This window comes from Dyella silvae, assembly GCF_026421305.1.
GTDB lineage: Bacteria > Pseudomonadota > Gammaproteobacteria > Xanthomonadales > Rhodanobacteraceae > Dyella > Dyella silvae.
This window is the reverse complement of sequence record NZ_JAPJBQ010000004.1, coordinates 314,215-338,661: the sequence shown is the minus strand read 5'-3', so window position 1 is coordinate 338,661 and position 24,447 is coordinate 314,215. Positions and strand designations below refer to the sequence as shown.

General features: G+C 64.1%; 20 protein-coding genes. 8 read left to right on the top strand and 12 right to left on the bottom strand.

What is annotated here, in order from left to right:
• Positions 1 to 130: 130 nt before the first annotated feature.
• From OQE56_RS12685 to OQE56_RS12660, 6 genes are all read right to left on the bottom strand, one after another.
• Positions 131 to 1,534, bottom strand: a complete 1,404-nt coding sequence (locus OQE56_RS12685) for a sensor histidine kinase (protein WP_267224786.1) — start codon at positions 1,532 to 1,534, stop codon at positions 131 to 133.
• A complete protein-coding gene (locus tag OQE56_RS12680) occupies positions 1,509 to 2,174 on the bottom strand; it encodes a response regulator (protein WP_267224784.1) in 666 nt (221 codons plus the stop codon). The genes OQE56_RS12685 and OQE56_RS12680 overlap by 26 nt, the downstream gene beginning before the upstream one ends.
• Positions 2,175 to 2,359: 185 nt before the next feature.
• Positions 2,360 to 3,283 carry a Grx4 family monothiol glutaredoxin gene (grxD, locus tag OQE56_RS12675; RefSeq protein ID WP_267224781.1) on the bottom strand — a complete coding sequence of 308 codons (924 nt, stop codon included), beginning with the start codon at positions 3,281 to 3,283 and terminating at the stop codon, positions 2,360 to 2,362.
• Positions 3,284 to 3,463: 180 nt separating this feature from the next.
• On the bottom strand, positions 3,464 to 4,321 hold the full coding sequence (locus tag OQE56_RS12670; RefSeq protein ID WP_267224779.1) for a UDP-2,3-diacylglucosamine diphosphatase: 858 nt from the start codon (positions 4,319 to 4,321) through the stop codon (positions 3,464 to 3,466).
• A gap of 122 nt (positions 4,322 to 4,443) precedes the next feature.
• Positions 4,444 to 5,040, bottom strand: coding sequence for an SGNH/GDSL hydrolase family protein (locus tag OQE56_RS12665; protein ID WP_267224777.1), 597 nt, complete (start codon positions 5,038 to 5,040; stop codon positions 4,444 to 4,446).
• A 9-nt stretch (positions 5,041 to 5,049) separates the two neighbouring features.
• A complete protein-coding gene (locus OQE56_RS12660) occupies positions 5,050 to 6,294 on the bottom strand; it encodes an aminotransferase class I/II-fold pyridoxal phosphate-dependent enzyme (protein ID WP_267224774.1) in 1,245 nt (414 codons plus the stop codon).
• 139 nt (positions 6,295 to 6,433) lie between these two features.
• Here OQE56_RS12660 and rsgA point away from each other — a divergent pair, with 139 nt between their 5' ends.
• From rsgA to aceE, 5 genes are all read left to right on the top strand, one after another.
• Positions 6,434 to 7,489 carry a ribosome small subunit-dependent GTPase A gene (gene rsgA, locus OQE56_RS12655; RefSeq protein WP_267224772.1) on the top strand — a complete coding sequence of 352 codons (1,056 nt, stop codon included), beginning with the start codon at positions 6,434 to 6,436 and terminating at the stop codon, positions 7,487 to 7,489.
• 205 nt (positions 7,490 to 7,694) lie between these two features.
• Positions 7,695 to 8,174: a hypothetical protein gene (locus tag OQE56_RS12650; RefSeq protein WP_267224770.1), complete on the top strand. Its 480-nt coding sequence runs from the start codon at positions 7,695 to 7,697 to the stop codon at positions 8,172 to 8,174.
• On the top strand, positions 8,171 to 9,445 hold the full coding sequence (locus OQE56_RS12645) for a peptidase MATCAP family protein (RefSeq protein WP_267224768.1): 1,275 nt from the start codon (positions 8,171 to 8,173) through the stop codon (positions 9,443 to 9,445). The genes OQE56_RS12650 and OQE56_RS12645 overlap by 4 nt, the downstream gene beginning before the upstream one ends.
• Positions 9,446 to 9,683: 238 nt before the next feature.
• Positions 9,684 to 11,975, top strand: coding sequence for an NADP-dependent malic enzyme (locus OQE56_RS12640; protein ID WP_267224766.1), 2,292 nt, complete (start codon positions 9,684 to 9,686; stop codon positions 11,973 to 11,975).
• Between the two features lie 1,307 nt (positions 11,976 to 13,282).
• Positions 13,283 to 15,991 (top strand): pyruvate dehydrogenase (acetyl-transferring), homodimeric type, encoded by a 2,709-nt coding sequence (gene aceE / locus OQE56_RS12635; protein ID WP_267224764.1) that lies wholly within the window; start codon positions 13,283 to 13,285, stop codon positions 15,989 to 15,991.
• A 75-nt stretch (positions 15,992 to 16,066) separates the two neighbouring features.
• On the opposite strand, the gene OQE56_RS12630 is transcribed toward aceE, so the two are convergent.
• The 5 genes from OQE56_RS12630 to OQE56_RS12610 form a co-directional block, all read right to left on the bottom strand.
• Positions 16,067 to 16,402, bottom strand: a complete 336-nt coding sequence (locus OQE56_RS12630; RefSeq protein ID WP_267224762.1) for a hypothetical protein — start codon at positions 16,400 to 16,402, stop codon at positions 16,067 to 16,069.
• A 77-nt stretch (positions 16,403 to 16,479) separates the two neighbouring features.
• Positions 16,480 to 17,679 (bottom strand): 5-demethoxyubiquinol-8 5-hydroxylase UbiM, encoded by a 1,200-nt coding sequence (ubiM, locus tag OQE56_RS12625; RefSeq protein WP_267224759.1) that lies wholly within the window; start codon positions 17,677 to 17,679, stop codon positions 16,480 to 16,482.
• 93 nt (positions 17,680 to 17,772) lie between these two features.
• The gene (locus tag OQE56_RS12620) at positions 17,773 to 18,360 is read right to left on the bottom strand and encodes a hypothetical protein (protein ID WP_267224758.1); all 588 of its coding nucleotides are present in this window, start codon (positions 18,358 to 18,360) and stop codon (positions 17,773 to 17,775) included.
• A gap of 60 nt (positions 18,361 to 18,420) precedes the next feature.
• The gene (locus OQE56_RS12615; RefSeq protein ID WP_267224756.1) at positions 18,421 to 19,653 is read right to left on the bottom strand and encodes an MFS transporter; all 1,233 of its coding nucleotides are present in this window, start codon (positions 19,651 to 19,653) and stop codon (positions 18,421 to 18,423) included.
• A 102-nt stretch (positions 19,654 to 19,755) separates the two neighbouring features.
• Positions 19,756 to 20,979, bottom strand: a complete 1,224-nt coding sequence (locus tag OQE56_RS12610) for an acyltransferase family protein (RefSeq protein WP_267224754.1) — start codon at positions 20,977 to 20,979, stop codon at positions 19,756 to 19,758.
• 155 nt (positions 20,980 to 21,134) lie between these two features.
• Here OQE56_RS12610 and OQE56_RS12605 point away from each other — a divergent pair, with 155 nt between their 5' ends.
• The 3 genes from OQE56_RS12605 (at position 21,135) to OQE56_RS12595 (ending at position 23,348) form a co-directional block, all read left to right on the top strand.
• Entirely contained in the window at positions 21,135 to 22,025 is an 891-nt protein-coding gene (locus OQE56_RS12605; protein WP_267224752.1) for a LytTR family DNA-binding domain-containing protein, read from the top strand.
• Positions 22,026 to 22,113: 88 nt separating this feature from the next.
• Positions 22,114 to 22,839, top strand: coding sequence for a tol-pal system YbgF family protein (locus OQE56_RS12600; protein WP_267224750.1), 726 nt, complete (start codon positions 22,114 to 22,116; stop codon positions 22,837 to 22,839).
• A gap of 62 nt (positions 22,840 to 22,901) precedes the next feature.
• Positions 22,902 to 23,348: a DUF6491 family protein gene (locus OQE56_RS12595; RefSeq protein ID WP_267224748.1), complete on the top strand. Its 447-nt coding sequence runs from the start codon at positions 22,902 to 22,904 to the stop codon at positions 23,346 to 23,348.
• 170 nt (positions 23,349 to 23,518) lie between these two features.
• Here the strand turns inward: OQE56_RS12595 and OQE56_RS12590 are convergent, their stop codons facing one another.
• On the bottom strand, positions 23,519 to 24,340 hold the full coding sequence (locus tag OQE56_RS12590; RefSeq protein WP_267224746.1) for a ferritin-like domain-containing protein: 822 nt from the start codon (positions 24,338 to 24,340) through the stop codon (positions 23,519 to 23,521).
• Positions 24,341 to 24,447 lie beyond the last annotated feature (107 nt).

Sequence of the window (24,447 nt, the reverse complement as noted above, 5' to 3'; positions counted from 1 at the left end):
GAACTTTTGAATTTGGGCGCCCCCAAGAGTTCCACAGGGGCGCCGCCTTGCTCTGTTTACCTGCAGCGGCGTGTTGCGTCAGCGAAGACGGATCAGCCGTCCGGCGGGTGCGGCGCAGCGGTGCGAGACATTACCCCTGCGAGGCCGCGGGGAAATCGATGCGCATGCGGACGCCCCGCCCGGAGGAGCCGTCGAGGATGCTGAGCTGTGCACCGTGCACGCGCGCCACTTCATCGACGATGGCCAGGCCAAGACCGCAGCCGTCGGCATGGCTGCCAGCGCCCCGGTAGAAGCGCTCGCGGACCTTGGTGCGTTCCTCCGGCGGAATGCCGCAGCCGCTGTCGTCCACTTCGAGAAAGGCGTGTCCGTCCACCACGCCGCAGCGAACGGTGACGTTGCCGCCGGGCGGCGTGTGGCGAATGGCGTTGTCGATCAGGTTGATCAACAGCTCGTGCAGCAGCCAGTACACGCCACTGACATGGGTCGGCTGCGTATCCGCTCCCAGGTCGATGCCCCGTGCGAGGGCGCGGTCCAGCAGGCCATCGATCACTTCACCGACCAGGTGAGCCAGCTCCACGGTAGTGAAATGACTGGCACGGTGGGCTGAGGGTTCGGCGCGGGCCAGCGTGAGCAGCTGATTGGCGGTGTGCGCCAGCCGGTCCACGCCGCCTTGCAGCAGGCTGATGCGTTCCTGCAGCGGCGTGCCGACGGTTTCGCGGGTGAGCACTTCCAGTTGGGCCTTGAGGCCGGTCAATGGCGTGCGCAACTGGTGCGCGGCGTTGGCCATGAAGTGTTGCTGCGAAAGCACGGAATCGCGCACGCGTCCAAGCACGGTGTTGAGCGACGCGACCACCGGTCGCACTTCGGCCGGGACCTGCTCGATGGGTAGCGGCGACAGGGAAAGCGGTGGGCGCCCCGCGATCTGCTTGCTCAAACGTTGCAGTGGGCGCAGCGCAATGCGTATGCCGATCAGGGCGATAAGCAGCACCGCTGCCATCTGCACCGTGTCATTGATCAGAAAGGCCACGTCGAGGCGATGCACCGCACGGTCACGGCGCAAGGGGTTTTCCGCCACGCTCACAATGAGCGGTGTGCCGGACTCGCTGGTGCGGTAGCTGGCCAACCGGAAGGGCTGGTTGCGGAACTGGATATTGGTGTAGCTGAAACCATCCGAAGAACGATTTTCGGGCGCCAGAGGCAGCTCAGGCGTACCCGCGATGGTCTGGCCGTCCGGCGTGCTGACGCGATAGAAGAAACGCTCGTCGGCCATGGCGCGCAGCGGCAATGGCGGGTACTGCGGCAGCCCCACCTGCGGCTGCCCATTCGAGCCGGGGCGGATGCGCGCGACGATCGCCAGCGCCGAACGCGACAACGAATGGTCGAACGCGCTGTGGATCGGGCTGACGATGACATGGTGATCCACCGCGACACCGGCCACCAGCAACAGCAGCAGCGGCACGAGCAGGTAGCCAAGCAACCGCCCGTGAACGCTCGACGTGCGTTTGCGCTCAGGCATCTTCGAGGCGGTAGCCAAGGCCGCGGATGCCGCGCACCGTGGCTGAGCCGCCCAGCTTGCTGCGCAGGCGCGAGACGTGCACCTCAATGGCATTGCCCGAGATGTCTTCGCTCCAGCCGGTGATGGCCTGGGTCAGGCGTTCCTTGCTCACCACGCGACCGCTGTGATGGGCCAGGCACTCGAGAATGGACCATTCGCGGCGGGTGAGCTCCAGCACCTCACCCTCAGCATTGAGCGCACGGCGTCCGGCCAGGTCGATGCGCAGTCCGCCGATGATGATCTCGTTGGCTGCCGCCGCGGTGGCGCGGCGGATCAGCGCACGGCAGCGTGCGGCAAGCTCGGGCAGCGCGAAGGGTTTGACCAGGTAGTCATCCGCGCCGAGGTCCAGCGCATTGATGCGATCGTCCAGCCCGTCGCGGGCGGTCACGATCAGCAACGGCAGTGCGCTGCCGCTGCGGCGCAGGCGGCGCACCAGCGAGAGTCCGTCTTCGCCGGGCAGGCCAAGGTCGACAATGGCGAGATCGTAGTGCGTGTCCGACAGGCGGGCCGACACCGACTCGGCGTCGGCGACTGCATCGACCACATAGCCAGACCCGACCAGGCCACGGCTGATGGCATCGGACACCAGGGAATCGTCTTCGACGAGCAGGATACGCATAAGGCAGGACACTAGAACGGTCCCGACATGCTAGCAGGCTGTTCTGTAGTCAACCTAACGAGTCGTTTACTTACGCCGGGTTACCAAAATGTCACTTGACGGCTGGCGTTGCTCGTTAACTGGGTATCTCAGACAAAAAAAGCGCCCGTAAAGGGCGCTTTTTGAAATGACGGCACTGTGCGCGGTCAGTAACGCGGCACCGAGGTATCGATCTCACTGGCCCATGCGTCCATGCCACCCTCGACGTTGTAGACCTTGGTGAAGCCGTGCGCGGCAAAGCGCTCGGCCACGCCGCGGCTGGACACGCCGTGGTGACAGATGAAGGCGATCGGCGTGTCCTTGGGCAGGTTGGCCAGCGTTTCGTAGCCTTCCTCTTCCAGCACACGGGCCTGCGGCAGCGGCGCGGCCTGGGCGCGGCCTTGGGCCGGACGGACATCCACCAGGGTGAGGTCGCCGGCAGCCAGACGGGCCTTCAGCTCCTGCACGGTGAGCGAGCCGATCTCCTGCGCACCCGGGAACTTCAGGCTCAGGCCTTCGCCCTGCACGGTGGAAACCCAGTCGATCACGATGCCCTTGGCGCGCTGGGCGCTGCCCGGGTCGAAATGCACTTCGATGCCGTTGGAGGTGACCACGATGTCGTGGTCGCTGCCCGGCGCCAGCTGGAAGCCGGCGCTGTGGTCCGGGCCGATTTCCAGGTGCAGGGCCAGGCCCTGGGCGTTCGCGGTGCCCTGGCGGATGGCTTCGGCCGCCTTGTCGGTGATGGTGATCTCAGGCGGGGTGCGATCCGGCGCGCTCGCGCCGAACAGCTGATGCAGCTCACCGCTGGCGTACATCTGGCGAATGATGTCGGCGCCGCCCACCAGCTCGCCCTGTACGTAGAGCTGCGGAATGGTCGGCCAGTCGCCGTAAGCCTTGATGCCCTCGCGGATTTCCGGATCTTCCAGCACGTTTACCGTGTGGTATTCCGGCAGCAGCTCATTGAGCGTGTTGGTGGCGGCGGCGGAGAAGCCGCACATGGGCTGCTGACGCGTGCCCTTCATGAACAGCACCACGCGGTGGTTCTGCAGCAGGGATTCGATACGTTCGCGGGTGGCGCTGTCGAGGGACATGGGGCGGGAGACTCCGGCAAAGAAGGCAAATTGTAGCCCTTTGCATATGCCGCCGCTTTGAGGGGAAACAAGGGGGGAGGGCGAGGAGTGAGTTAAGAGGAGTGAGAAGTGAGAGTGCGGAGCCTTGCTTCTCTCTCACTTCTCACTCCTCTTAACTCGCTCCTGCTCTCAGGCCCGCTCTCAAGCTGCCGGGCGCAGTTCCGTCAGGTCCAGCTTGGCACGGGTCAGCGGTGCCAGCGCCAGCGCGGCGGCAGGCGAGGGCAGCACCAGTTCGCGGCTGGCGCGGCCCAGCGGGGCGTATTGCTCGCTCCAGTGGATCAGTTCCATCGCGCCGGTGTGGTCTTCCACCAGTACGGTGCAGTGTTCCACCCAGTCGCCGTCGTTGAGGTACAGCACGCCATCCATATCGCGCACGTGGCCGAAATGGATGTGGCCGCAGATATGGCCGTCGAAGCCACGCTCGCGCGCATCGCTGGCCACGCGTTCCTCATAGGCGCGGATATAGGCCAGCGCCTTGCCGATGTGCGACTTCACGATGATCGACAACGGCAGGTAGGGCAGTTCAAGGCGGCGGCGCATCGCGTGGACCCGGCGGTTGGTCCAGCAAATAAAGCGATGCATCACTTCCCCCAGGTGCACCATCCATGTGCGCCCAATCTGCTCCGGATCAAATTCGTCGCCGTGGCTAACGCGATAGCGGCGCCCATCGGCGCCCTCGTGCACCGCATCCAATTCGATTTTCACACCGCCAAAGATCTGGCCGGCGAGGCCGCGCACCGGGGCGTCGTGATTGCCGGGGATATAGGTCACTTCAACGCCGCGCCGGGCGAGGTCGAGCACTTCGGCAATCACCGCACCGTGATCGGCGTGCCACCACGTGCGGCGCGCGAGTGCTTCCATGTCGATGATGTCACCGACCAGGTACAGCTTTTCGCAACGCAGTTTGCGCAGGAAGTCGAGCAGGTAGCTGGCCTTGCAGTCGGGCGTGCCCAGATGCACGTCAGAGATGAAGGCGCTGCGGCAGTGGAAGGTCGCCATGGCAGTCTCTCCCGGTGGTTACCGGGATGCCAGAATGCCCATCTCACGTCACCGCAGGATGGCGGGAAGGTTGCAAAGTGGTTTCCGCGCCGCCGTAAATCGCCGCTTTTGCGGGAGGGCTGTCAGCCCGGCAGCATCGCCATCGCCGTCGGCACCGCCGCCTCCGCCCACAGCGTGTACTGCGCGGCCGACGGATGCAGGCCGTCATCGGCAAGCAACTGAGGGTGCTGACGCGAGATGCCGGTGATATCCACGAAGCGCCCGCCGCTGTGTTCGGTCTGCTCGCGGGCGATGGTGTTATAGACGTCCAGTTCGTCGCCAATGCGGTGCACGTCGCGGCCGCTGCCATGCGCGAACGGGGTAACCCCCCAGTCGGGAATCGACAGCACCAGCACGCGTTCCGCCCGCCCGCCCGCGAGTGCGATGGCGCGATCGAGCATCCGGCGGAACTCGCCGCGATAGTCATCGGCGCTGCGCCCACGGTACTGGTTGTTCACGCCAATGAGCAGGCTTACCAAATCGTACGGCGGCGTAAACGTAGCGGTGTCCATCGCGGCAGACAGCTCATCGGTCGTCCAGCCGGTGGTGGCGACGATCACGGGATCGTCGAGCACCTTCCCCTCGCCACGCAGCCGTGCCGTCAATTGCACCGGCCAGCGTCCGATCTCGGGCACGGCCTCGCCGATCGTGTACGAATCACCCAGAGCGAGATAGCGCATGAAGGGTACTCAGGCGACGGCGGCGGTGCGCGGCTTCTGTTTGGCCGCCATGCCCGCCAGCACGCGCTCGATGCGCTCGAATACCTCGCGCAACTGTTCCGGCGGCGGTAGCAGCGTCAGGCGCAGATGACGGCTATGCGGCACGTTGAAACTGCTGCCCGGCACCACAAGCACGGATTCCTCTTCCAGCAGGCGTAACGCGAAGGCGTTGTCGTCGAAATCGGCGAGGCGGTCAGCGCGTACACGTGGGAAGGCATACAACGCACCGGTCGGTGACACGATGTCGAGGAACTGACTGGCCGCCACGCCTTCCAGTACGGCCCGACGCGCCTCGTGCAGGCGGCCGCCCGACGTCGTCAGCGCGTTGATGGTGGGGGCGCTTTGCAAGGCGGGACGCACCGCCCATTGCGCGGTGACGTTCGCGCACAGGCGCAGCGCCGCCAGCAACTGCAGGGCGTCGCGGTAATCGGTGGTGCGCGACGGATCGCCGGACAGGCTCATCCAGCCCACGCGGTAGCCGCAGGCGCGATGCACCTTGCTCAGGCCGCCGAAACTTACACAGGGCACGTCACCGGCCACCGCGGCAAGCGGCTGGAAGGTGGTGCCGTCGTAGAGAATCTCGTCATAGATTTCGTCGCTGAGCAGCAGCAGGCGGTGCTTCGCGGCGATGGCCACGATGCGCTCCAGCAACTCGCGCGGATACACCGCGCCGGTCGGGTTGTTCGGGTTGATCAGCACCAGTGCGCGCGTGCGCGGCGTTACCAGCGATTCGATTTCGTCAGGGTCGGGCAGGTGGCCGTTTTCCGCCAGACAGCGGTAGTAGCGGGGCTTGCCGTCATTGAGGATGGTGGCCGCGCTCCATAGCGGGTAATCGGGGCTGGGCAGCAGCACTTCGTCGCCGGGCTGCAGGAGGGCGCGCAGGCTCAGGTCAATCAGTTCGCTGACGCCGTTGCCGACAAAGATGCGCTCCACTTCCACGCCCCGCGCGCCGCGATGGCACTGCTGGGCGGCGATCGCCTCCCGTGCCTCTTCCAGGCCCTGCTCGTGCCCATAGGCCTCGCTGTCGTGCAGATGCTGCGCAATGGCTTCGCGCAAATGGGCGGGGGTTTCGAAACCGTAGCGGCCGGGATTGCCGATATTGAGCTTGATGATAGGGAGGCCGGCAGCCTCCAGCTCGCGCGATCGCCGGGTCAGTGCACCACGGATTTCATAGCGCACATCCGCCAGGTGCGCACTGGGTTTGATCGAGGCCAACGCGGACGTCCTTCGTTCTTGGAGTTGTTGCGACGCAAGAAAATTGCCGTTTTCGGGATCCTACCGCGGATGGCGCGAGAGTGGGAGGCAAAAACGGCCTCGTATCGGGCTTTTCGAAGGCAAGGCATAATCGGCGCCCATGACCGATGCCCAGATCATTGAGCGACTGCACCGTATTGGCTGGCGCGGCGACGCGTTGCCGGCAGACGGCAGGCAGTTGGCCCGCGTCGTAGCGCAGCATCGCGCAGGCTATGAACTGCACGATGGCGAGCACCTGTTTGGCGCCCAGCCGGCTGGCCATTTCCTCAAGCGCAGCCTGGACCCGGCCGAACGGCCGGCGGTGGGCGATTTCGTGGAGATCGAGCCCGGCAAGCCGCCGCACATCGTCAAGGTACAGCCGCGCCGCACGGTGCTTTCGCGGGCCGCGGCGGGCGAGCGCTACGAACGGCAGATCATTGCCACCAATATTGACTACGTGCTGGTGCTGACCGGGCTGGATGGCGACTTCAATCCCGCCCGCATCGAGCGTTACCTCTCGCTGACCGAAGGCTCCGGGGCCCAGCCCGTGGTGCTGCTCAGCAAGCTCGATACTCGCGACGACGCCCAGGAATTGCTGGGAGCCCTGCGCGCCCGACTGCCCGAAGGCACCCCGATCCATGCCCTGAACGGCAAGGATGCGGCCAGTATGGCCATGCTCCTGCCTTACCTGCAGCCCGGCGATAGCGCGGTGCTGGTGGGCTCGTCGGGCGCCGGCAAGTCCACCCTCACCAACACCCTGCTGGGTACCGAAAAGATGGCCACCGGTGCCGTGCGTGGCCACGACAGCCGCGGCCGCCACACCACGACCCATCGCGCCCTGCTGCAGCTGCCCAGCGGCGGTTGCCTGATCGATACCCCCGGTATGCGCGAGCTCAAGCTCACCGGTGAAGAGAATCTCGACCTGTTCGCCGATATCGATGCCCTGGCCGAGCAGTGCCGCTTTGCCGACTGCGGACACGGCAGCGAGCCCGGCTGCGCTGTGCAGGCCGCTTTGGACAGTGGCGACCTTTCGGCCGAACGCTGGCGCAACTATCTGAAATTGCGCGACGAGCGCGAAGAGCAGGCGACCACGCTGGAAGCCAAGCTGCGACGCCAGCGCGGCGGGCGGCCGGCGACCCGGCCGCACGGCAATCGGCACTCGCGCGACCGGGAATAGCGGAGGGTCCGGGGCTGCTGTGAGGTGGTTACAAGAAGAGTCTGTTCACGGTTCCCCGTAGCCTCACTGGCCAGCTCACCCTCATCCCCGCGAATGCGGGGATGAGGGTCAGGGATTCAAAATTGGCGTCTTAACGAGGCGACCCAGAAGCTTTGGACCGTCTTCAACGCGCTACTATCGGGGCGTCCTGTTTTGGGGTGTTGGCATGCAGCGGCTTTCGTCGCCTTCTACGTTCTTCTACAAGCGGGTGTTTCCCGTTTTCTGGTTTGGGTTCATCGGTATCTCTCTGATCATCGGGGTGACCGCTGTCCGTTCTGCGGGGCGGCCTGAAGCATGGCCCGCGCTGTTCGCGCCATTGCTCATGGCGGTGATTGGGTTCGTGCTATTCAAGTACCTGCTCTCGGATCTGGTCGATGAGGTCTGGCTGGATGGCGAGCAGCTGGTGGTGAAGAACCGGGGCGAACAGTCGCGTCTGTCGCTTGGCGACGTGATGAACGTCAATGCCTCCACCATGACCAACCCGCCGCGCATCACGCTGATGTTGCGCAACGAATCATCGCGTTTCGGCAAGAACCTGAATTTCATTCCGGCAGGTCCACGCACTTTCCTCGGTGCCTTCAAGCCCAATCCGATCGCTACCGATCTGATTCAGCGCATCGACAGCTTGCGCCGGAGATCGGCATGAGCACGCACGGCACCAGCGTTTCCCCTGAGCTCCAGCGTTACGCAGACCTCGATCAGCGATTGCTCGCTGCCGTCAAAGGCATACGCATTCTCTCCACCGTGGGCTGGCCCGCCTCGCTGGAAGACCGCATGATCGAGGCCTATGCCAAGGGGCAGTACACCTTACCCAAGGTGGAATACCCCAAACCCGATTTTTCCGCCGAACGTGCGGAGCTCGCGGCTATCGAGCGCGAAGCCGGCTACGACGATCCGCTGGGCGAGTACTTGTGCCGCACGGCCGAATCGTGGCGTATCGCTGCGGAGATGCTCGAGGCCGTGGGCACCGAGGGCGTCACCGCGCCGTCCATCGTGCTGTACGGCCGTCCGGGCGATGTGATCCCCGGCAGCGACCGCAGCAATATCGATGCTGCGCATTACTTCGTCGAGTTATCCGACGAGCTCGGTTCGGATTTGTTGTACGACGACGTCAACGTGGCTATTTCCGCCGATGAGCTGCGAGCCGATCTGAGTAAAACGCTCGATGCCTTCTTCGGCGAGCCGATCATTTCGGTGGAAGTGGACCCCGAGCTGACTGCCAAGGCAGCCGCCGGCGCGACACGCATCCGTCTGCGCGGCGGCACGCGCTTCAGCGATTACGACCGCCATCAGTTGCTGGCGCACGAGGCGCTGGTGCATTCGCTCACGGCGCTCAACGGCCGCGCACAACCCTTGCTTGCCTCACTGGGGCGTACCTCGCCGCGCGTGACCGCCACCCAGGAAGGCCTGGCCGTGTTTGCGGAGCTCATATCGGGCGCCATCGATATTTCCCGCCTCAAGCGCATCAGCCTGCGCATTCTGGCCATCGACATGGCGCTCAATGGCGCGGACTTCGTCGAGGTCTACCAGTTCTTCAGCAACTGCGGGCAGAGCCCTGCCGACAGCTTCCACTCGGCCCAGCGCGTGTTCCGCGGCGTGCCATTGACCGGTGGCGCGGCGTTCGCCAAGGACAATGTGTATCTGTCCGGCCTGCTCACGGTGCATACCTTCTTTCGCTGGGCCCTGCGCCAGCGGCGCATGGATATGTTGCGGCATTTGTTCGCGGGAAAGCTGGCATTGCATGATGTCATCAGCCTGCAACCGTATTTCGAGTCGGGCGCCATTGCGCCGCCACGCTGGTTGCCGCCCTGGATGCAACACGTACACGGTCTGGCTGGCAAGCTCGCGTTTTCGTTGTTCGTCAACCGCATCCATATGGGCAAAGTGCAGGCGGAAGCGCTGTCGCTGAGCCTGTAGCTTTCAAATTGTGGGAGCGCACCCTGTGCGCGACTGCGCCGTGCCGAGTGACTGAGGCAGGTTAGTCGCGCACAGGGTGCGCTCCCACAACGTAATTGTGATTGCATACCAGTTGTTTGAATCGTCGGCCCACCATGCTGCACCGCACGGTCTGGAGTGAGGTGTCGCCGGTGATACCATTGCCCGATACCGCTGTTGCGGCCCCGACTTCCCCCCTCACATTCGATTTCGCCATCCCATGTCCCTTCCCGAAGAACTGCGCCTCGCCGCTCTCGAGTACCACCGTCTTCCGCGCCCCGGCAAAATCAAGGTCGCCGCGACCAAGCCGATGGTCACCCAGCGGGATCTGGCGCTGGCCTATTCGCCCGGCGTGGCTTACGCCTGCGAGGCCATCGTCGAAGACCCCAATGCCGCCAGTGAAATGACTGCGCGCGGCAACCTCGTCGCGGTCATCACCAATGGCACCGCCGTCTTGGGCCTTGGCGACATCGGCCCGCTGGCCGGCAAGCCGGTGATGGAAGGCAAGGGCGTGCTGTTTCAGAAGTTCGCCGGCATCGATGTGTTCGACATCGAGATCAACGAGCGCGACCCCGACAAACTGGTCGACATCATCGCCTCGCTGGAGCCGACCTTCGGCGGCATCAACCTCGAAGACATCAAGGCACCGGAGTGCTTCATCGTCGAGCGCAAGCTGCGCGAGCGCATGAAGATTCCCGTGTTCCACGACGATCAGCATGGCACCGCCATCATCGTCGGTGCTGCCGTGATCAACGCGCTGGAAGTGGTGGGCAAGAAGATCGGGGACGTGAAGATCGCCACCACTGGCGTGGGCGCGGCCGGCATCGCCTGCCTGGATATGCTGGTGGCGCTGGGCGTCAAACCCGAGCACATCCTTGCCTATGACCGCGAAGGCGTGCTGTACACCGGCCGCGATCATATGGATCCGGACAAGCAGCGTTATGCACGCAACACCGACAAGCGCACGTTGGCGGAAATCGTCGATGGCGCCGACGTATTCCTGGGCCTTTCCGCTGGCGGCATTCTCAAGCCCGAGATGGTCGCCACCATGGCCGATAAGCCGGTCATCCTCGCGCTGGCCAACCCGAATCCTGAGATTTCCCCGGCTGACGCGAAGAAGGTGCGTCCGGATTGCATCATCGCCACCGGCCGTTCGGACTACCCGAACCAGGTCAACAACGCGCTGTGCTTCCCGTACATCTTCCGCGGCGCGCTGGATGTGGGCGCTACCGGCATCAACGAAGCCATGAAGCTGGCCTGCGTGCGCGCCATCGCTGAGATCGCGCGGATGGAAGCGGGCGACCTCGCCGGCGCCTATGGCGGTGACGTACCGACCTTTGGTCCGGACTACCTCATTCCGCGTCCGTTCGATCCGCGCCTGTTGGTCATGCTGGCGCCTGCCGTGGCGCAGGCCGCGATGGATTCCGGCGTTGCCGCGCGTCCCATCGTCGACATGGATGCCTACAAGGAGAAGCTCGGCCAGTTCATCTACCGCACGGGCCTGCTGATGAAGCCGGTGTACGAGCGCGCGCGTTCGGACGTCAAGCGCGTGGTGTACGCCGAAGGCGAGGAAGAAACCGTATTGCGCGCCGTGCAGACGGTGATCGACGACCGTTTGGCTTTCCCGATCCTTATCGGCCGCCCCGACGTGATCGAAACGCGCATCGAGCGCCTCGGTCTGCGCATGCGCCAAGGCGTCGATTTCGAACTCACCAACATCAATGACGACCCGCGCTTCAACGACTACTGGCAGCAGTATCACGCGCTCACCGAGCGCCGTGGCGTAACGCCGGCCGCCGCCAAGAATCTGATGCGCTCGCGCCCCACGCTGATCGCCTCGCTGATGGTCGAACGTGGCGAAGCCGACGCGATGATTTGCGGCCTGGTGGGTCGTTTCCACAAGAAGCTCGGCTACATGCGTAGCGTGTTCGGTCTTGATCCGGGCGTGTCGTGCACCTCGGCGATGACCGGCGTGATCAACGACCTGGGCGCATGGTTCTTCCTCGATACGCACGTTCAGTGCGACCCGACGGCCGAGCAGATCGCCGAAGCGACGCTGCAGGCGTCCTATCGCCTCAAGCTGTTCGGCATCGAGCCGAAGATCGCGCTGCTGTCGCACTCCAACTTTGGCAGCCACGACAACCCGAGCGCGGCGAAGATGCGCAAGGTGCGCGAGATCCTGATGCAGCGCGCTCCCAAGCTCGACATGGATGGCGAAATGCAGGCAGACACCGCGTGGGATGAAGCGCTGCGTCTGCGCATGTTCCCGAACACCACGCTGTCGGGCCGCGCCAACCTGTTCGTGATGCCGAACCTTGATGCCGCGAACATCACGTACAACATCGTGCGCGTGATGACTGATGGCGTGGCGATTGGTCCGATTCTCATGGGTATCAACAAGCCGGCGCACATCCTGACTCCGGCGGCGACGCCGCGTCGTGTGGTGAACATGACGGCGATTGCCGCGGTGGATGCGCAGATTCGTCAGGCGCATGGTGAGCGGCGCAGCTGAGGTTTTTGAGCTGTGAGGTGTTTGAGAACGGGGCCGTCGGGGCCCCGTTTTCTTTTGATTGCGATGCGTGCACGCGGCGCAAGCACAGCGCCTCGGCTCTTGGCTCCCTCTCCCCTCCGGGGAGAGGGTTGGGGTGAGGGGTGGGTGCTCGCGGTGAGGTCGCTACTCGTCGTCCCCGCGTAGGCGGGGACCCAGTGACTTTGTTCTGGTGTGATGACTCCGCGACCTGGCTCGCCTGCGGCGGGCTTCCGCTGTCCTGCCGGACAGCGGGTCACTTCTCTTTGCGTGGCCAAAGAGAAGTAACCAAGAGAAAGGCCACCCCGATGGCGCGCCTTTCGGGCTGATAGCCCGGAAGGTTCGCGGGCGGGTTACGGGGTTTTTCGACAGGACATCCCTGTCCTGTCGAAAAACTGGCCGGCATCCATGCCGGCCACCCTTCGGGCTATTCCTCCACCCGCCCGCCGCGCCATAGGGGCCCGGAGGTCAAGAGCGAAAGCCAGAGCCGGAGCCAGAGCGGCGCGCGGCGCGCGCCAGAAGCAAAGGGCAAAACCAAAGCCACCATCCGAAGCCAAAGCCACGAGGCAAGCGAGCACGTTGAACGTTGACCGGCTTCGCCCAGTGCGATGTGCAGCGAAGCTGCACGAGCCTGATGCTTTTGATCTGAGGGGCCCCTGTGCGGCGGTGAGGGTTGGACGATCAGGCCCGCAGGGGGATCGGCATGGATGCCGATCCCTTTTCGTCAGGGCAGGAGGCCCTGTCGAAAAGCTCGGCCGACCCTCACGGACTTGCCGGGCTATCAGCCCGGCAAGCGCCAAGCGGGGTGCTCTTTCTTTTGGTTACTTTTCTTGACTCCGGGCATCCTGCCCTCCGCCCTTCGGGCCGGCTTCGCCGTTCGCACGCGCTCCTGCGCGTGCGTGAGCAAGCAAAGAAAAGTGACCCGGCGATCGGCAGATCGTCGGAAGCCCGCCGCAGGCGAGCACGTGACGGCACCGCGACAACCGAGCGATAGCGCTACTGGATCCCGGCCTGCGCCGGGATGACGGTGAGGGGAACTAACTGTGTCGCAAGCACCCGCCCCTCACCCCAGCCCTCTCCCCGGAGGGGAGAGGGAGCTAAGAGCGTGCTCCGTCAGTCGAATGCCCCATTCGCCCAATCAACACCCTCCACTCCATTCGCCCCCGTACTGCCTCGATCCAATTGGCGAAAAACCCCGCCGGAGCTAAACTCGGGCGGTTCCCCGCCTCTCACGCAGAGGCGATTCACCTACAGCCGCGCCAACCCCATGGCGCCGCGGAGAGAAGCTCCCCATGGATCAGCTCGACGACATCCTCCAGCAGGACCTCGACCCCACCGAAACCCAGGAATGGGTCGAATCCCTTGATGCCGTAATCAACCACGACGGCACCGAGCGCGCGCACTTCCTGCTGGAGAAGATGGTCGATTCGACGCGTCGTGCGGGCGGCTATCTGCCGTTCAACCCGACCACCGAGTACGTCAACACCATCGCGCCGGGCAACGAAGCGAAGATGACCGGTGACGCCGCGATGGAATGGCGTATCCGTACGCTGATCCGCTGGAATGCGATGGCCATGGTGGTGCGCGCCAACCGCAAGCCGGGCGAGCTGGGCGGCCATATCGCCAGTTTCGCGTCGTCGGCCACGCTGTATGACGTGGGCTTCAATCATTTCTGGCGCGCGCCGAGCGCCGATCATCCGGGCGACCTGGTGTTCCATCAGGGCCACTCCAGCCCGGGTATCTATGCGCGTTCCTTCCTTGAAGGCCGCATCAGCGAAGAACAGCTCGACCTGTTCCGCATGGAAGTCGCCGGCCACGGCCGTGGCCTGTCGTCGTATCCGCATCCCTGGCTGATGCCGGACTACTGGCAGGTGCCGACGGTGTCGATGGGTCTGGGCCCGATCCAGGCCATCTATCAGGCGCAGTTCTGGAAGTACCTGGAACACCGCGGCCTGATGCCGAAGACCGACCGCAAGATCTGGTGCTTCATGGGCGACGGCGAAACCGACGAGCCCGAATCGCTCGGCGCCATCTCGCTGGCCGGCCGTGAAGGCCTGGACAACCTGGTGTTCGTGATCAACGCCAACTTGCAGCGCCTGGACGGTCCGGTGCGCGGCAACGGCAAGATCATCCAGGAACTGGAAGGCGTGTTCCGCGGCGCCGGCTGGAATGCCATCAAGGTCGTCTGGGGCAGCTACTGGGATCCGCTCCTCGCCCGCGACACCAAGGGCGTGCTGCGCAAGCTGATGATGGAAACCGTCGATGGCGAGTACCAGGCGTGCAAGGCCTTCGGCGGCGCGTACACGCGCGAGCATTTCTTCGGCAAGTACCCGGAGACGCGCGAGATGGTGGCCAATCTGTCCGACGACGACATCTGGCGCCTGAACCGCGGCGGTCATGACCCGCATAAGGTCTATGCGGCCTATCACCAGGCCGTGAACACCAAGGGCATGCCCACGGTGATCCTCGCCAAGACGGTGAAGGGCTACGGCATGGGCGCGGCCGGTGAGTCGCAGAATCCCACGCACCAGCAGAAGAAGCTGGATGCCGACGCCGTGCGCCACTTCCGCGACCGTTTCAACATCCCGGTGGCGGACGACAAGCTGGCCGACGTGCCGTATTTCCACCCAGGCAAGAACTCGCCGGAAGTGGAATACATGTTGGAGCGTCGCCGTGCGCTGGGCGGCTTCCTGCCGCAGCGCCGCCGTCACGCCGACGCCAAGCTCAAGGCGCCGGAACTGCCGGCGTTCGAGCAGATCACCAAGGGCACGGGTGAGCGCGAAATTTCGACCACCATGGCGCTGGTGCGCGGCATGAACCTGCTGCTGCGCGACAAGCAGATCGGCGAGCGCGTGGTGCCGATCGTGGCCGACGAAGCACGTACGTTCGGCATGGAAGGCATGTTCCGTCAGATCGGCATCTACGCGCCGTTCGGCCAGAAGTACCGTCCGCAGGACGCCGACCAGCTGCTGTACTACCGCGAAGACCAGAAGGGTCAGGTGCTGCAGGAAGGCATTTCCGAAGCCGGCGGTATGGCCGCCTGGATGGCGGCGGCCACCAGCTACAGCATCAGCAACCAGGCGATGCTGCCGTTCTTCATCTATTACTCGATGTTCGGCTTCCAGCGCATCGGCGATCTGGCCTGGGCGGCCGGCGACATGCGCGCGCGCGGCTTCCTCATCGGCGGTACCGCGGGTCGCACCACGCTCAACGGCGAAGGCCTGCAGCATGAAGATGGCAGTTCGCATCTGATGGCTGGCGCGATTCCGAACGTGAAGTCGTATGACCCGACGTTCTCCTACGAAGTCGCGGTGATCATGCAGGACGGCACCCGCCGCATGCTGCAGGATCAGGAAGATGTGTACTACTACATCACCGTGATGAACGAGAACTACAGCCACCCCGATCTGCCCAGCTCTAATGGGGGCGTCAGCGTCGAGGAAGGCATCATCAAGGGCATGTACCTGTTCAAGGACGCCGGCAAGCCGAAGAAGGGCGAGCCGCGCGTGCAGCTCCTGGGTTCGGGCACCATCCTGCGCGAAGTCATCGCCGCCGCCGAGCTGCTGGAGAAGGATTTCGGCGTCACCGCCGACATCTGGTCCTGCCCGAGTTTCGTCGAGCTGCGTCGTGATGGTTTCGACGCTGAACGCTGGAATCGCCTGCATCCGGAATCGGAGCAGCGCGTGCCGTACGTGACCGGCTTGCTGCAGGGCCGTCAGGGTCCGGCCGTGGCTGCCACCGACTACGTGCGTGAATACGCCGACCAGATCCGCGCCTTCATGCCGGACGGTATGCGCTACACCGTGTTGGGCACCGACGGTTTCGGCCGTTCGGACACGCGCGAGCACCTGCGTGGCTTCTTCGAGGTTGACCGTTACTGGATCGCCCACGCCGCACTGGCAGCGCTGGCGAAGGACGGCAAGGTCAATGCCAAGGACGTGGCGCGCGCCATCAAGACCTACAAGCTCGATCCGGACAAGCCGAATCCGCAGACGGTGTAATGCCGGGCGTTTCCACCAGTCCAAACGAAAAACCCGCCATCTGGCGGGTTTTTCTTTGAGTGATGCCGATGAGGATCAATCGTCATCCCGTCCACGCAGCAGATGTCGCAACAGGAAAAAAGCACCCACGGTGCCGGCAATGATCGCGGTGGTGGCCACCGGGTGCCGCGACACCTGACGGCGCAGCCGGCGGTACTGGTAGTTCGCCTCGTCGGCGAAGTCCTCCGCAGCGTGGCCGAGACGGCGAGCATAGGCATTGCGCGTGTGTCCGAACCGACGGCTGGCTTCGCGGCCGCGCTCGATCAGGCCGTCGGCCCGGTCGGCCGCCTCGCTGGCATAGTGGCGCACGCGGTCGCCCACCCGTTCGCGGACGCCGTTGATGCCGTTCTCAATGTCATAAGACCTGCTCATGGCGTCCTCCTACCCGTATTTAATCTGCAAGGTGCCAGCGCTGGCGTGAGTGATGCGTAAATACCCGCTCGCACCGTTCATGGAGACGTGGCCGATAGCGGTCCGCGTCCGCTCGAGGAAAGTATGCGAGCCAGCGCAAAGCGGAACGGCGGCGCTGCCTGGCTGGCCTGCAACAGCGCGCTACGCGCCAGCCGCGCAGGTAGCCGATCGTTGGTGTACAGCTTCACGATGGCCAGTGTGGCCAGATACAACGGGCGCGTGGCCAGGCGGTGCGCGCGCTGATAGCGCTGCAACAGGCTGGCCGAGGCGATGTCCCGGCCCGCCGCGTGGGCTCGGCGTATTTCGCCGGCCAGCGACGCTACGCTGATCAGGCCCAGATTGAAGCCATGCGCGGTCACCGGGTGCATGCCCACGGCGGCGTCGCCGATCAGCGCGAACTGTGGCGCCACGAAGCGATGCGCATAGACGGCCACCAGCGGATAGGTATGCCGCGTGCTGGTTAGTCGCATCTGCCCAAAACGGCCATCGAAGCGGCGTCGCATGTCTTCGTTGAATGCCGCATCGTCGAGGGCCATCACGGCCCTCATCTCCTGGCCCGGCAAGGTGAGCACGACGGACGCTTCCCCGTTGTGCAGGGGCAGCAGTGCCAGCGTCTGACCGTGGTCGAACCATTCCAGCGCCTCGTGGCCATGCGGTAGCTCCAGCGCCATGCGGCAGACCAGCATGGTTTTGCCGAAGTCGTGCATGTCGGCGGCAATGCCGACGTCACGCCGCAGTTGCGAGAAGCGGCTGTCGGCAGCGACGACCAGTCGCGCCGTAACGGTGGTGCCGTTCGACAGTTGCAATTGAGACGAACTGCCGCCGGGCGTGATGCCCGTGACTGAGGTGTTGGTTACCAGGGTGATATGCGGCTCGTGCTCGATGCAGGCATAGGCCGCGCGCCGGATACGGTCATTGGGTACGAGGAAGCCCAGTTCGCCATCGCCCGTACTGCTGGGCACCACGCTGAGTCCGCGCATGGAGCTGCCATTGAGTACGTGCGCACTGCACAGCGGCGATACATCGGCTGGCCCCAGCCGGTCCCACAGCCCGAGCTCGCGCAGGGTGCGCACGGAGCGTTGCGTGAGGGCGATCTCGCGTCCGTCGAATGCCGGCTCGGCAAGTGCTTCCAACGGTTGCCGTTCGATCAGGAGAATGCTCAGGCCGGTGTCTGCCAGTGCCTTGGCGAAGCACAGGCCCGCAGGGCCTGCGCCAACGATGGCGATATCCACGTTCATAGCGCGCATGCATCAGGGGAGTTGACGCATGCTATCCGGCGCTACTTGTCCGCGTTTGACGCGCATCAAAGAACTGCGACGTTGACGGTCGCTTCATTGGCGAACTGCGGAGAACTCCTCGCGAACGGGTGCACGGGTGAGGCGCCAGGCGATCCAGCCGAACACGAGGGCCAACAAAACTGGCCTGACGATGGCTTCGATCTGCTGGAACGCCATCATGCGCTGCATCCATTCCATGAAAGCAGGCGGCAACTGAGGCGGAAAGTCTTCCCGCATGGCTTGTTGCAAGGCGGGCTGCATCGTGAGCGCACTGGCCACGCCGAAACTCTGCAGGGCGATATCCAGCAGCATCAATCCGATGAAACTGCGGCGAGCCCATGGCTTGCGCCACAGCAGACCCAACGCGCTGACCAGATGCAGGAACGCGAGCGCGGCGGCAACCAGCATCAATTCTGCTGCATGCGCGTAGATCCACGGCCATGGCTCTGGCAATTGCGCCATCGCTTGCGCCATGTGCCGGTAAGAGGCGCCCACGGGCGTGGTGCCATGCGCCATGGCCTGCAGCCCGGCCGCCGATACCATCGAGAACAGAAGAAAGAAGAGCGTGCCGATGGCTCCCAAGCCGATGAAGGCCCAGCTCAACGCGGTCACGAACATCGAGCGAGCGCATGACGTCGGCATGTTTTCCCCTGAGGTTGCTCAGCCTGCATCGGCTGGCAGGCGCACTATAGCTGGAGCGCGTCAGGGCGCGTGCAGTCGTTGGCGTCGGCGCAAGGTGGGGAACATGCCCATCCACAGCGCCACCACCAGCAGGGTACCGATGCCGCCGATCAGCGTTGCGTTCACCACGCCCACCCAGGCCGCCAGCAGGCCGGACTCGAACTCGCCCAGTTGATTGGAGGTGTTGATGAAGATCGCGTTGACCGCACTCACGCGGCCGCGCATATCGTCCGGTGTATCCAGCTGCACCAGCGCGCCGCGGATCACCATGCTCACCATGTCGAACGCACCCAGCGCGAACAGCGCCACCAACGACAGCCATAACGTGGTTGAGACGGCGAACACCAGTGTGCCCACGCCGAAACCAGCAACCGACGCGAACATGATCATGCCCACGCGCCGCTCCATGCTGTGCCGGGTCAGCCACAGCGACATCAGCAGTGCGCCGACCGCTGGCGCGGCGCGCAGCAGGCCCAGGCCCCACGGTCCGGTATGCAGAATGTCCTTGGCGAAGATCGGCAACAGTGCCGTCGCGCCCCCCAACAGCACGGCAAACAGATCGAGCGAAATGACGCCGAGCACGTCGGGGCGCTGCCGGATGAAGTGCACGCCGGCAAACAAGGTTTTCAGCGTGGCGGGCTCGCGGCGCGGCTGGGCCTGTTCGTAACGCAGGTGACCCATCAGTATCGCGGCGATCAGATAAAGCAGCGCGCACACCACGTACACCGTGCCGGGCCCGGCGACATAGAGCAGGCCGCCTACAGCAGGCCCCATGATCATGGCGGCCTGACCTGCCGACGCGCTGGCTGCCATGGCACGAGGCAAAACCTGCGTTGGGACCAGCGCGGGCAACATGGATTGCAGCGCCGGAAACTCAAAAGCCTTGGCGATGCTGATGACGAACACCAGCACAAGAATGATCGACTCGTGCGCCAGGTGCATAAGGCTGATGGCGGCGAGCGCGGCAATCGCCAACATGTCCACGATCTGCCCCAGCATCACGATGCGGCGGCGCTCGAACTGATCGGCCACATGACCCGCGGGAAGCGCCAGCATGACCGAAGGGAAGAACTGCACGAGGCCAATCAGGCCAAGATCCAGCGCTCGCCCGGTCATCGCATAGATCTGCCAACCGACCGCGACCGACAACATCTGGAAACCGAAGCCCGAGCAAATGCGGGCGAACCAGAACTGCACAAAGGCGGGATGGGAGCGCAGCGAATCCACGGAAGCTTGCGCAGGAGGGGAGGGCATGGGGGCTTCCTTGCGGGGATCCGGCCATTATCGGTAGCCGGTGTCCTGAGGCAAAGAGATCCTCATGGGCAGCGGAACCTGAGATCCCGCTGCCCGCGGTCATCATGCCTGCTGCACCTGTCCGATGGGTGAGGGTGCTGGCCGTGCAGCGCGAGAGTCCGCATCAAGCCCAAACAGCGGACGCAGCCAGCGCGTGCGGCGAATCACATACTCATGCAGTACCGTGCAGCCACCCACCGTGCCCAGCAGCACCAGCGAGGGTTCCAGCACAGGGCCGAGCTTGAGCGGAAGCAACCAGTAGGCCACGGCGAGCAACACGCTCTGATGCAGGATGTACCAGGGAAACACCGCTTCGCGTGCATACGGCAGCCAGCGGAACGGGCGATTGAGGTATTGATGTCCCCAGCCCAGCACGGCGGCGATGGCACTCCACGCATAGAAGAAGTGCAAAGCGCGCATGCACAGCCGTTCAACGGCAAGGGTGGACGCTGACCACTGGCTGACATCGACGAATGCATCCAGCTGACCAAGCAGCACATAGGCGGCGAAACAGACCACGGCCATACCCAGCGAACGATGCCGCAGGCGTGCCAGCTCAGACCACAGGCCGGGATGCGTGCCGATGGCATAGCCATACAGGAACATCGTGGCGTAGCCCGCATGGGCATACCAGTCGCCGATCACGGCATGATTCTGCGGAAAGCGGGCCGCGAACAGCAGGTTGTAGGCGATCAACGGCAGGGCGGGCAGCACCAGCAGCGGCCAGCCGTGCAGGCGGTGGACAGCGGCGAAGGCACGCTGGCCCCACGACGACTCCAGCGCTGGCAGGGCCGCGATCAACAGCATCGTGTAGATCCAGACGTACACCAGGTACCACAGGTGATTCCAGGTGAACCCGAACTGCCAGCCATCGAACGCGCCGGCGGGCCAGGGACCACCCGTCCAGTAGCGCAGCAGAAAGTGCCCAAAGCCTGGCGGCACCAGCCCGTTGTCCACGCCTTGCACGTAAGGCTGAATGGGAATGACCACCGCCATGCCGAACAGCAGCGGCAGCAGCAGCCGCGTGGTGCGCTTCCAGGCCAGCGTGGGAAGGGTCAGGCGTCCCCGCAGGAAGTGCACCGCCATGCCGGAGATCAGGAACAGCAAGTCCATCCGCCAGAAGCTGGAGGCGAGCATGGGGTACTCCAGCCAGCTGGCGAGGTAGCTGCTCTTGAGGTGGAACTTCCAGTCGTCGGCGGGTCCTACGTAGAGCATGCCCAGGTGGAAAACGATCAGCAGGCCAAAGGCCAGGACGCGCAGGGCATCGATGTCGTGTCGGCGGTTCATGAACGAAACTCCTTGGTCGGGATGCCTGCATGCTCCGCCTGGTAGAGGCTTCCGTCCCCCGCTAAGTGATTGATCGACCGAAAGTAGGGACGAGTGGTAGGTGGAAAGGGACGAAATATGCGGAGGTGCCCGCCGCCCCACGTAGAATCCGGGGCATGACGACGACGCCGGCCTTCGACTACACCCGTTTCCAGCGCTGGCGCCGGCCGTTCGAGATCGGCTTCTGGGTCGTCGTGCTCATGGCCAACACCGTGTTCAACGGCATGGTCGCCTGGTTCGACCTGGTGTATCGCAGCCATCGGGTCGGCAGCATCGAGCCGTGGATCTGGGAGGCGACCAGCAGCGTCGTCATCCTCGCGCTCGTGCCGTGCGTGGTGTGGGCGACCCGTCGCTGGCCCATCCGCTTCGACACCTGGACTCATAGCCTCAAGGTGCACCTCGCCCTGAGTGTGCCGTTCTGCCTGATCCATGTCGGCCTGATGATCGTTCTGCGCACCCTTGCGTATGACGTCATGGGCGAGCACTACCACTTCGGCAACGACTGGCTGCAGGAACTGGGCTACGAGTATCTGAAGGACATTCGCACCTATTTTCTGTTCGTGGTGATGATCACCGGCTACAGCTTTGTGATGCGCCGCCTGCAAGGCGAAGCGGCCCTGCTGGCCGAGCCCGACGAAGGCCCGCCGGTGGAGCCGGTCGAGCGGCCGGAGCGCTTTCTGGTGCGCAAGCTTGGCAAGGAATTTTTGGTGGCCGCACGCGAGATCGAGTGGCTGCAGGCCTCCGGCAACTACGTGAACCTGCATGTACGCGGACGCGACTACCCGCTGCGCGCCACCATGGCCGGTATCGAAGAGCGGCTGGACCCTGCGCGTTTCCTGCGGGTACACCGCAGCTATCTGGTGAACCTCGACTACCTCGTGGAGATCGAGCCGCTGGATACCGGCGACGCTCGCCTGACCATGCGCGACGGGGCCACCCTGCCGTGCAGTCGCCGCTTCCGCGTCCAGTTGCGCGAGCGCTTCGGCGACGCGCCCGTTGGCGCCTGACCTCCCACAGGAATAAAGACGGGCCAAGGTTGCGCCGCCCCTCGGCCTCGTTCCACTCTAAGCGTCTTCCCGTCACAGGATCCCGTCCATGAACCAGCGCCTCCGTCTCGCCACCACCCTTGGCACCCTGCTTTTGCTGGCGGGATGCTCCCAGTCGGGCGACCAGGCGCAGACGCCGCAGCAGGCCCAGGCGCCGGCCGATGCTTCCGCGGACAAGCTCAACACCTATCGCCAGCTTCTGCGCATCGGTAACGATGAGATGGCGGTGGCGATGGGCAAGGAAATCGTCAGCCGCTATCCCAACAGCGATGCCGCCAAGGAAGTACAGCAAAGCCTGCCGGCGATCGAGAAGCGCTATACCGAGAACAGCGAGAAGAACCGCCTCGCCGGCTTGTGGCTGTATCAGGTGTCGCCGATGGAGGGCGGGACGCAATCGACCGCCACCATCTACACCAGCCAGCCGTCAGGCGATGCACGCGTGCGTCTGGTGTTGCGGCGCCATACCGAATGGGGGCAGAACGCTTTCCTGTTCAACGGTGGTCCGCATGGGTTCGTGTGCAAGGGTGTCTGTTCCATCAAGGCCACCTTCGACGGCAAGCCGGGCACGATCAGCGCCTTCGCACCGACCACCGGCGAGCCGGCGCTGCTGTTCAAGGATGACAAGGGCTTCATCGCGCAGCTGGAAAAGGCCAAGAAGATCACCATGGATGTGACGCTTCAGGATGGTGAGAAAAAGCAAACGCTGGTGTTCGAAACCGGTGGCTTCGACGCGTCGAAATGGCAGCCTGTCACCAAGCAGACCAAGAAGAAGTAACCGCGTCCACGCATACCAAGGTTCATGCGTTGGTATGAACAGCACTTACGGAGATTCAGTTCATGGCAGTCAAACACCTTTTCGCCACGGTTGCGGTAGCCCTCGCACTTTCGGGCTGCGCCCGCGTCGGCAAGGACTACACCGCACGCATGGACGCCCGCCAGCAGGCTTACGCCGCCGCTGCGGGCCAGCCGGTTAACAGCTTCCATTACTTCAGCCTGTGGTCGTGGGAGCCGCTAAGTGAGCGACAGCTGGCGATTTACACGCGCTCCAACGAAGCATGGTTACTGGATCTGGATGGCCGCTGTCCCAATCTGGAGTACACCAACCATATTGGTCTGACCTCGAGTGCCAGCGAAGTCATGGTCAAGTTTGACCGCGTGCTGACCGGCCCGAAGGATGCGCCGTGCTTTATCAAGCAGATCCGCCCGGTGGATATTGCCAAGTTGAATGAGCCGCAGCAGGGCAAGCCGCGTGAAGTGGAAGAGACGCCGCGGCCGGCGAAGTGATGGGTGTTGCGCGGCATCCGGGCACTCCACTTCTCCCTCTCCCCTCCGGGGAGAGGGCTGGGGTGAGGGGCCAATCTTGCCTCAGCGCTTGAACTGAGCCGTCTCTCTCACAACAACGCGCCTCGCAGCGCACAACCGAAGTAAGCCGCGCGCCGCGACAAAGGCCGTCCTCAGTTGAGGAACAACCTCTCCGCCAGCTTCGCCAGCGGCTTCTCCATCGCGTTCTGCAAGCGCATGGGCAGCTCCAGCGGCTTGAGCAACATCTTCACAGTCATTTCCGCCGGAATATTGCGCTTAAGCAAATCCTGCGCGCGCCCGGTGATGCGCTTGAACTCCGCCTGATTGTCCTTGTGCTGCGGATAGCACTGGTTGAACACGTGGCGCAAAGCGATGTCGCTGTCTTCGCTGCGGATTTCATTCACCCGACGCAGGATGGCGCGAAACACTTTGTAGCGGCTGAAGCCTTCGCGTTCGCGGTACAGGCGGAAGTGCTGGTAGAAGTTTTTGTAGTGACGAACCTCATCGCTCTTGATGTGGCCCGTCAGCTGCTTGAGCACCGGCTCGTCGGTGATGTCGTTGAGTGCCCGGTAAAGGCAGGCCGTGCCCGTTTCCACCACGCAGCGCGCGGCCAGCTCCAGGCCGCGGCTTGTTTCGAGCTGCTCGGAGGTGCACACCGCGCCGTACTCGGCCCAGAACGAAGCGAAGCCGCGGTCCCAGTCGAATTCCGGCCATACCGTCTTCACGTAAGCGGCCAGCGCGCGGCCGTGTTGCAGCTCTTCATGCTCCCAGTGCTGGCTCAGCCACGTCTGCAAGGTCTCGTCGCCAGCAAAGTGGTCGACGAGGTTGTGGGTGTACAGATCCGAGCCGCTCTCCACGAACGATGCGCTGCAAAGCAGAAAGAACAGATCTTCGTTTTGGCGTACGCGCTGTATTTCGATTCGGCTGAAATCCAGGCTTTCCAGGGTCCAGGGCAACGATTGGGCGTAGCTCACGCGGGCATTCCTGTGCGGGCCGAGAGCTGGGCCGCCGCGAGATGCGGCGCCAGTCTGGCATGACGGTCATATGACAACAGAATACGACGTGACGACGCTAACGGATT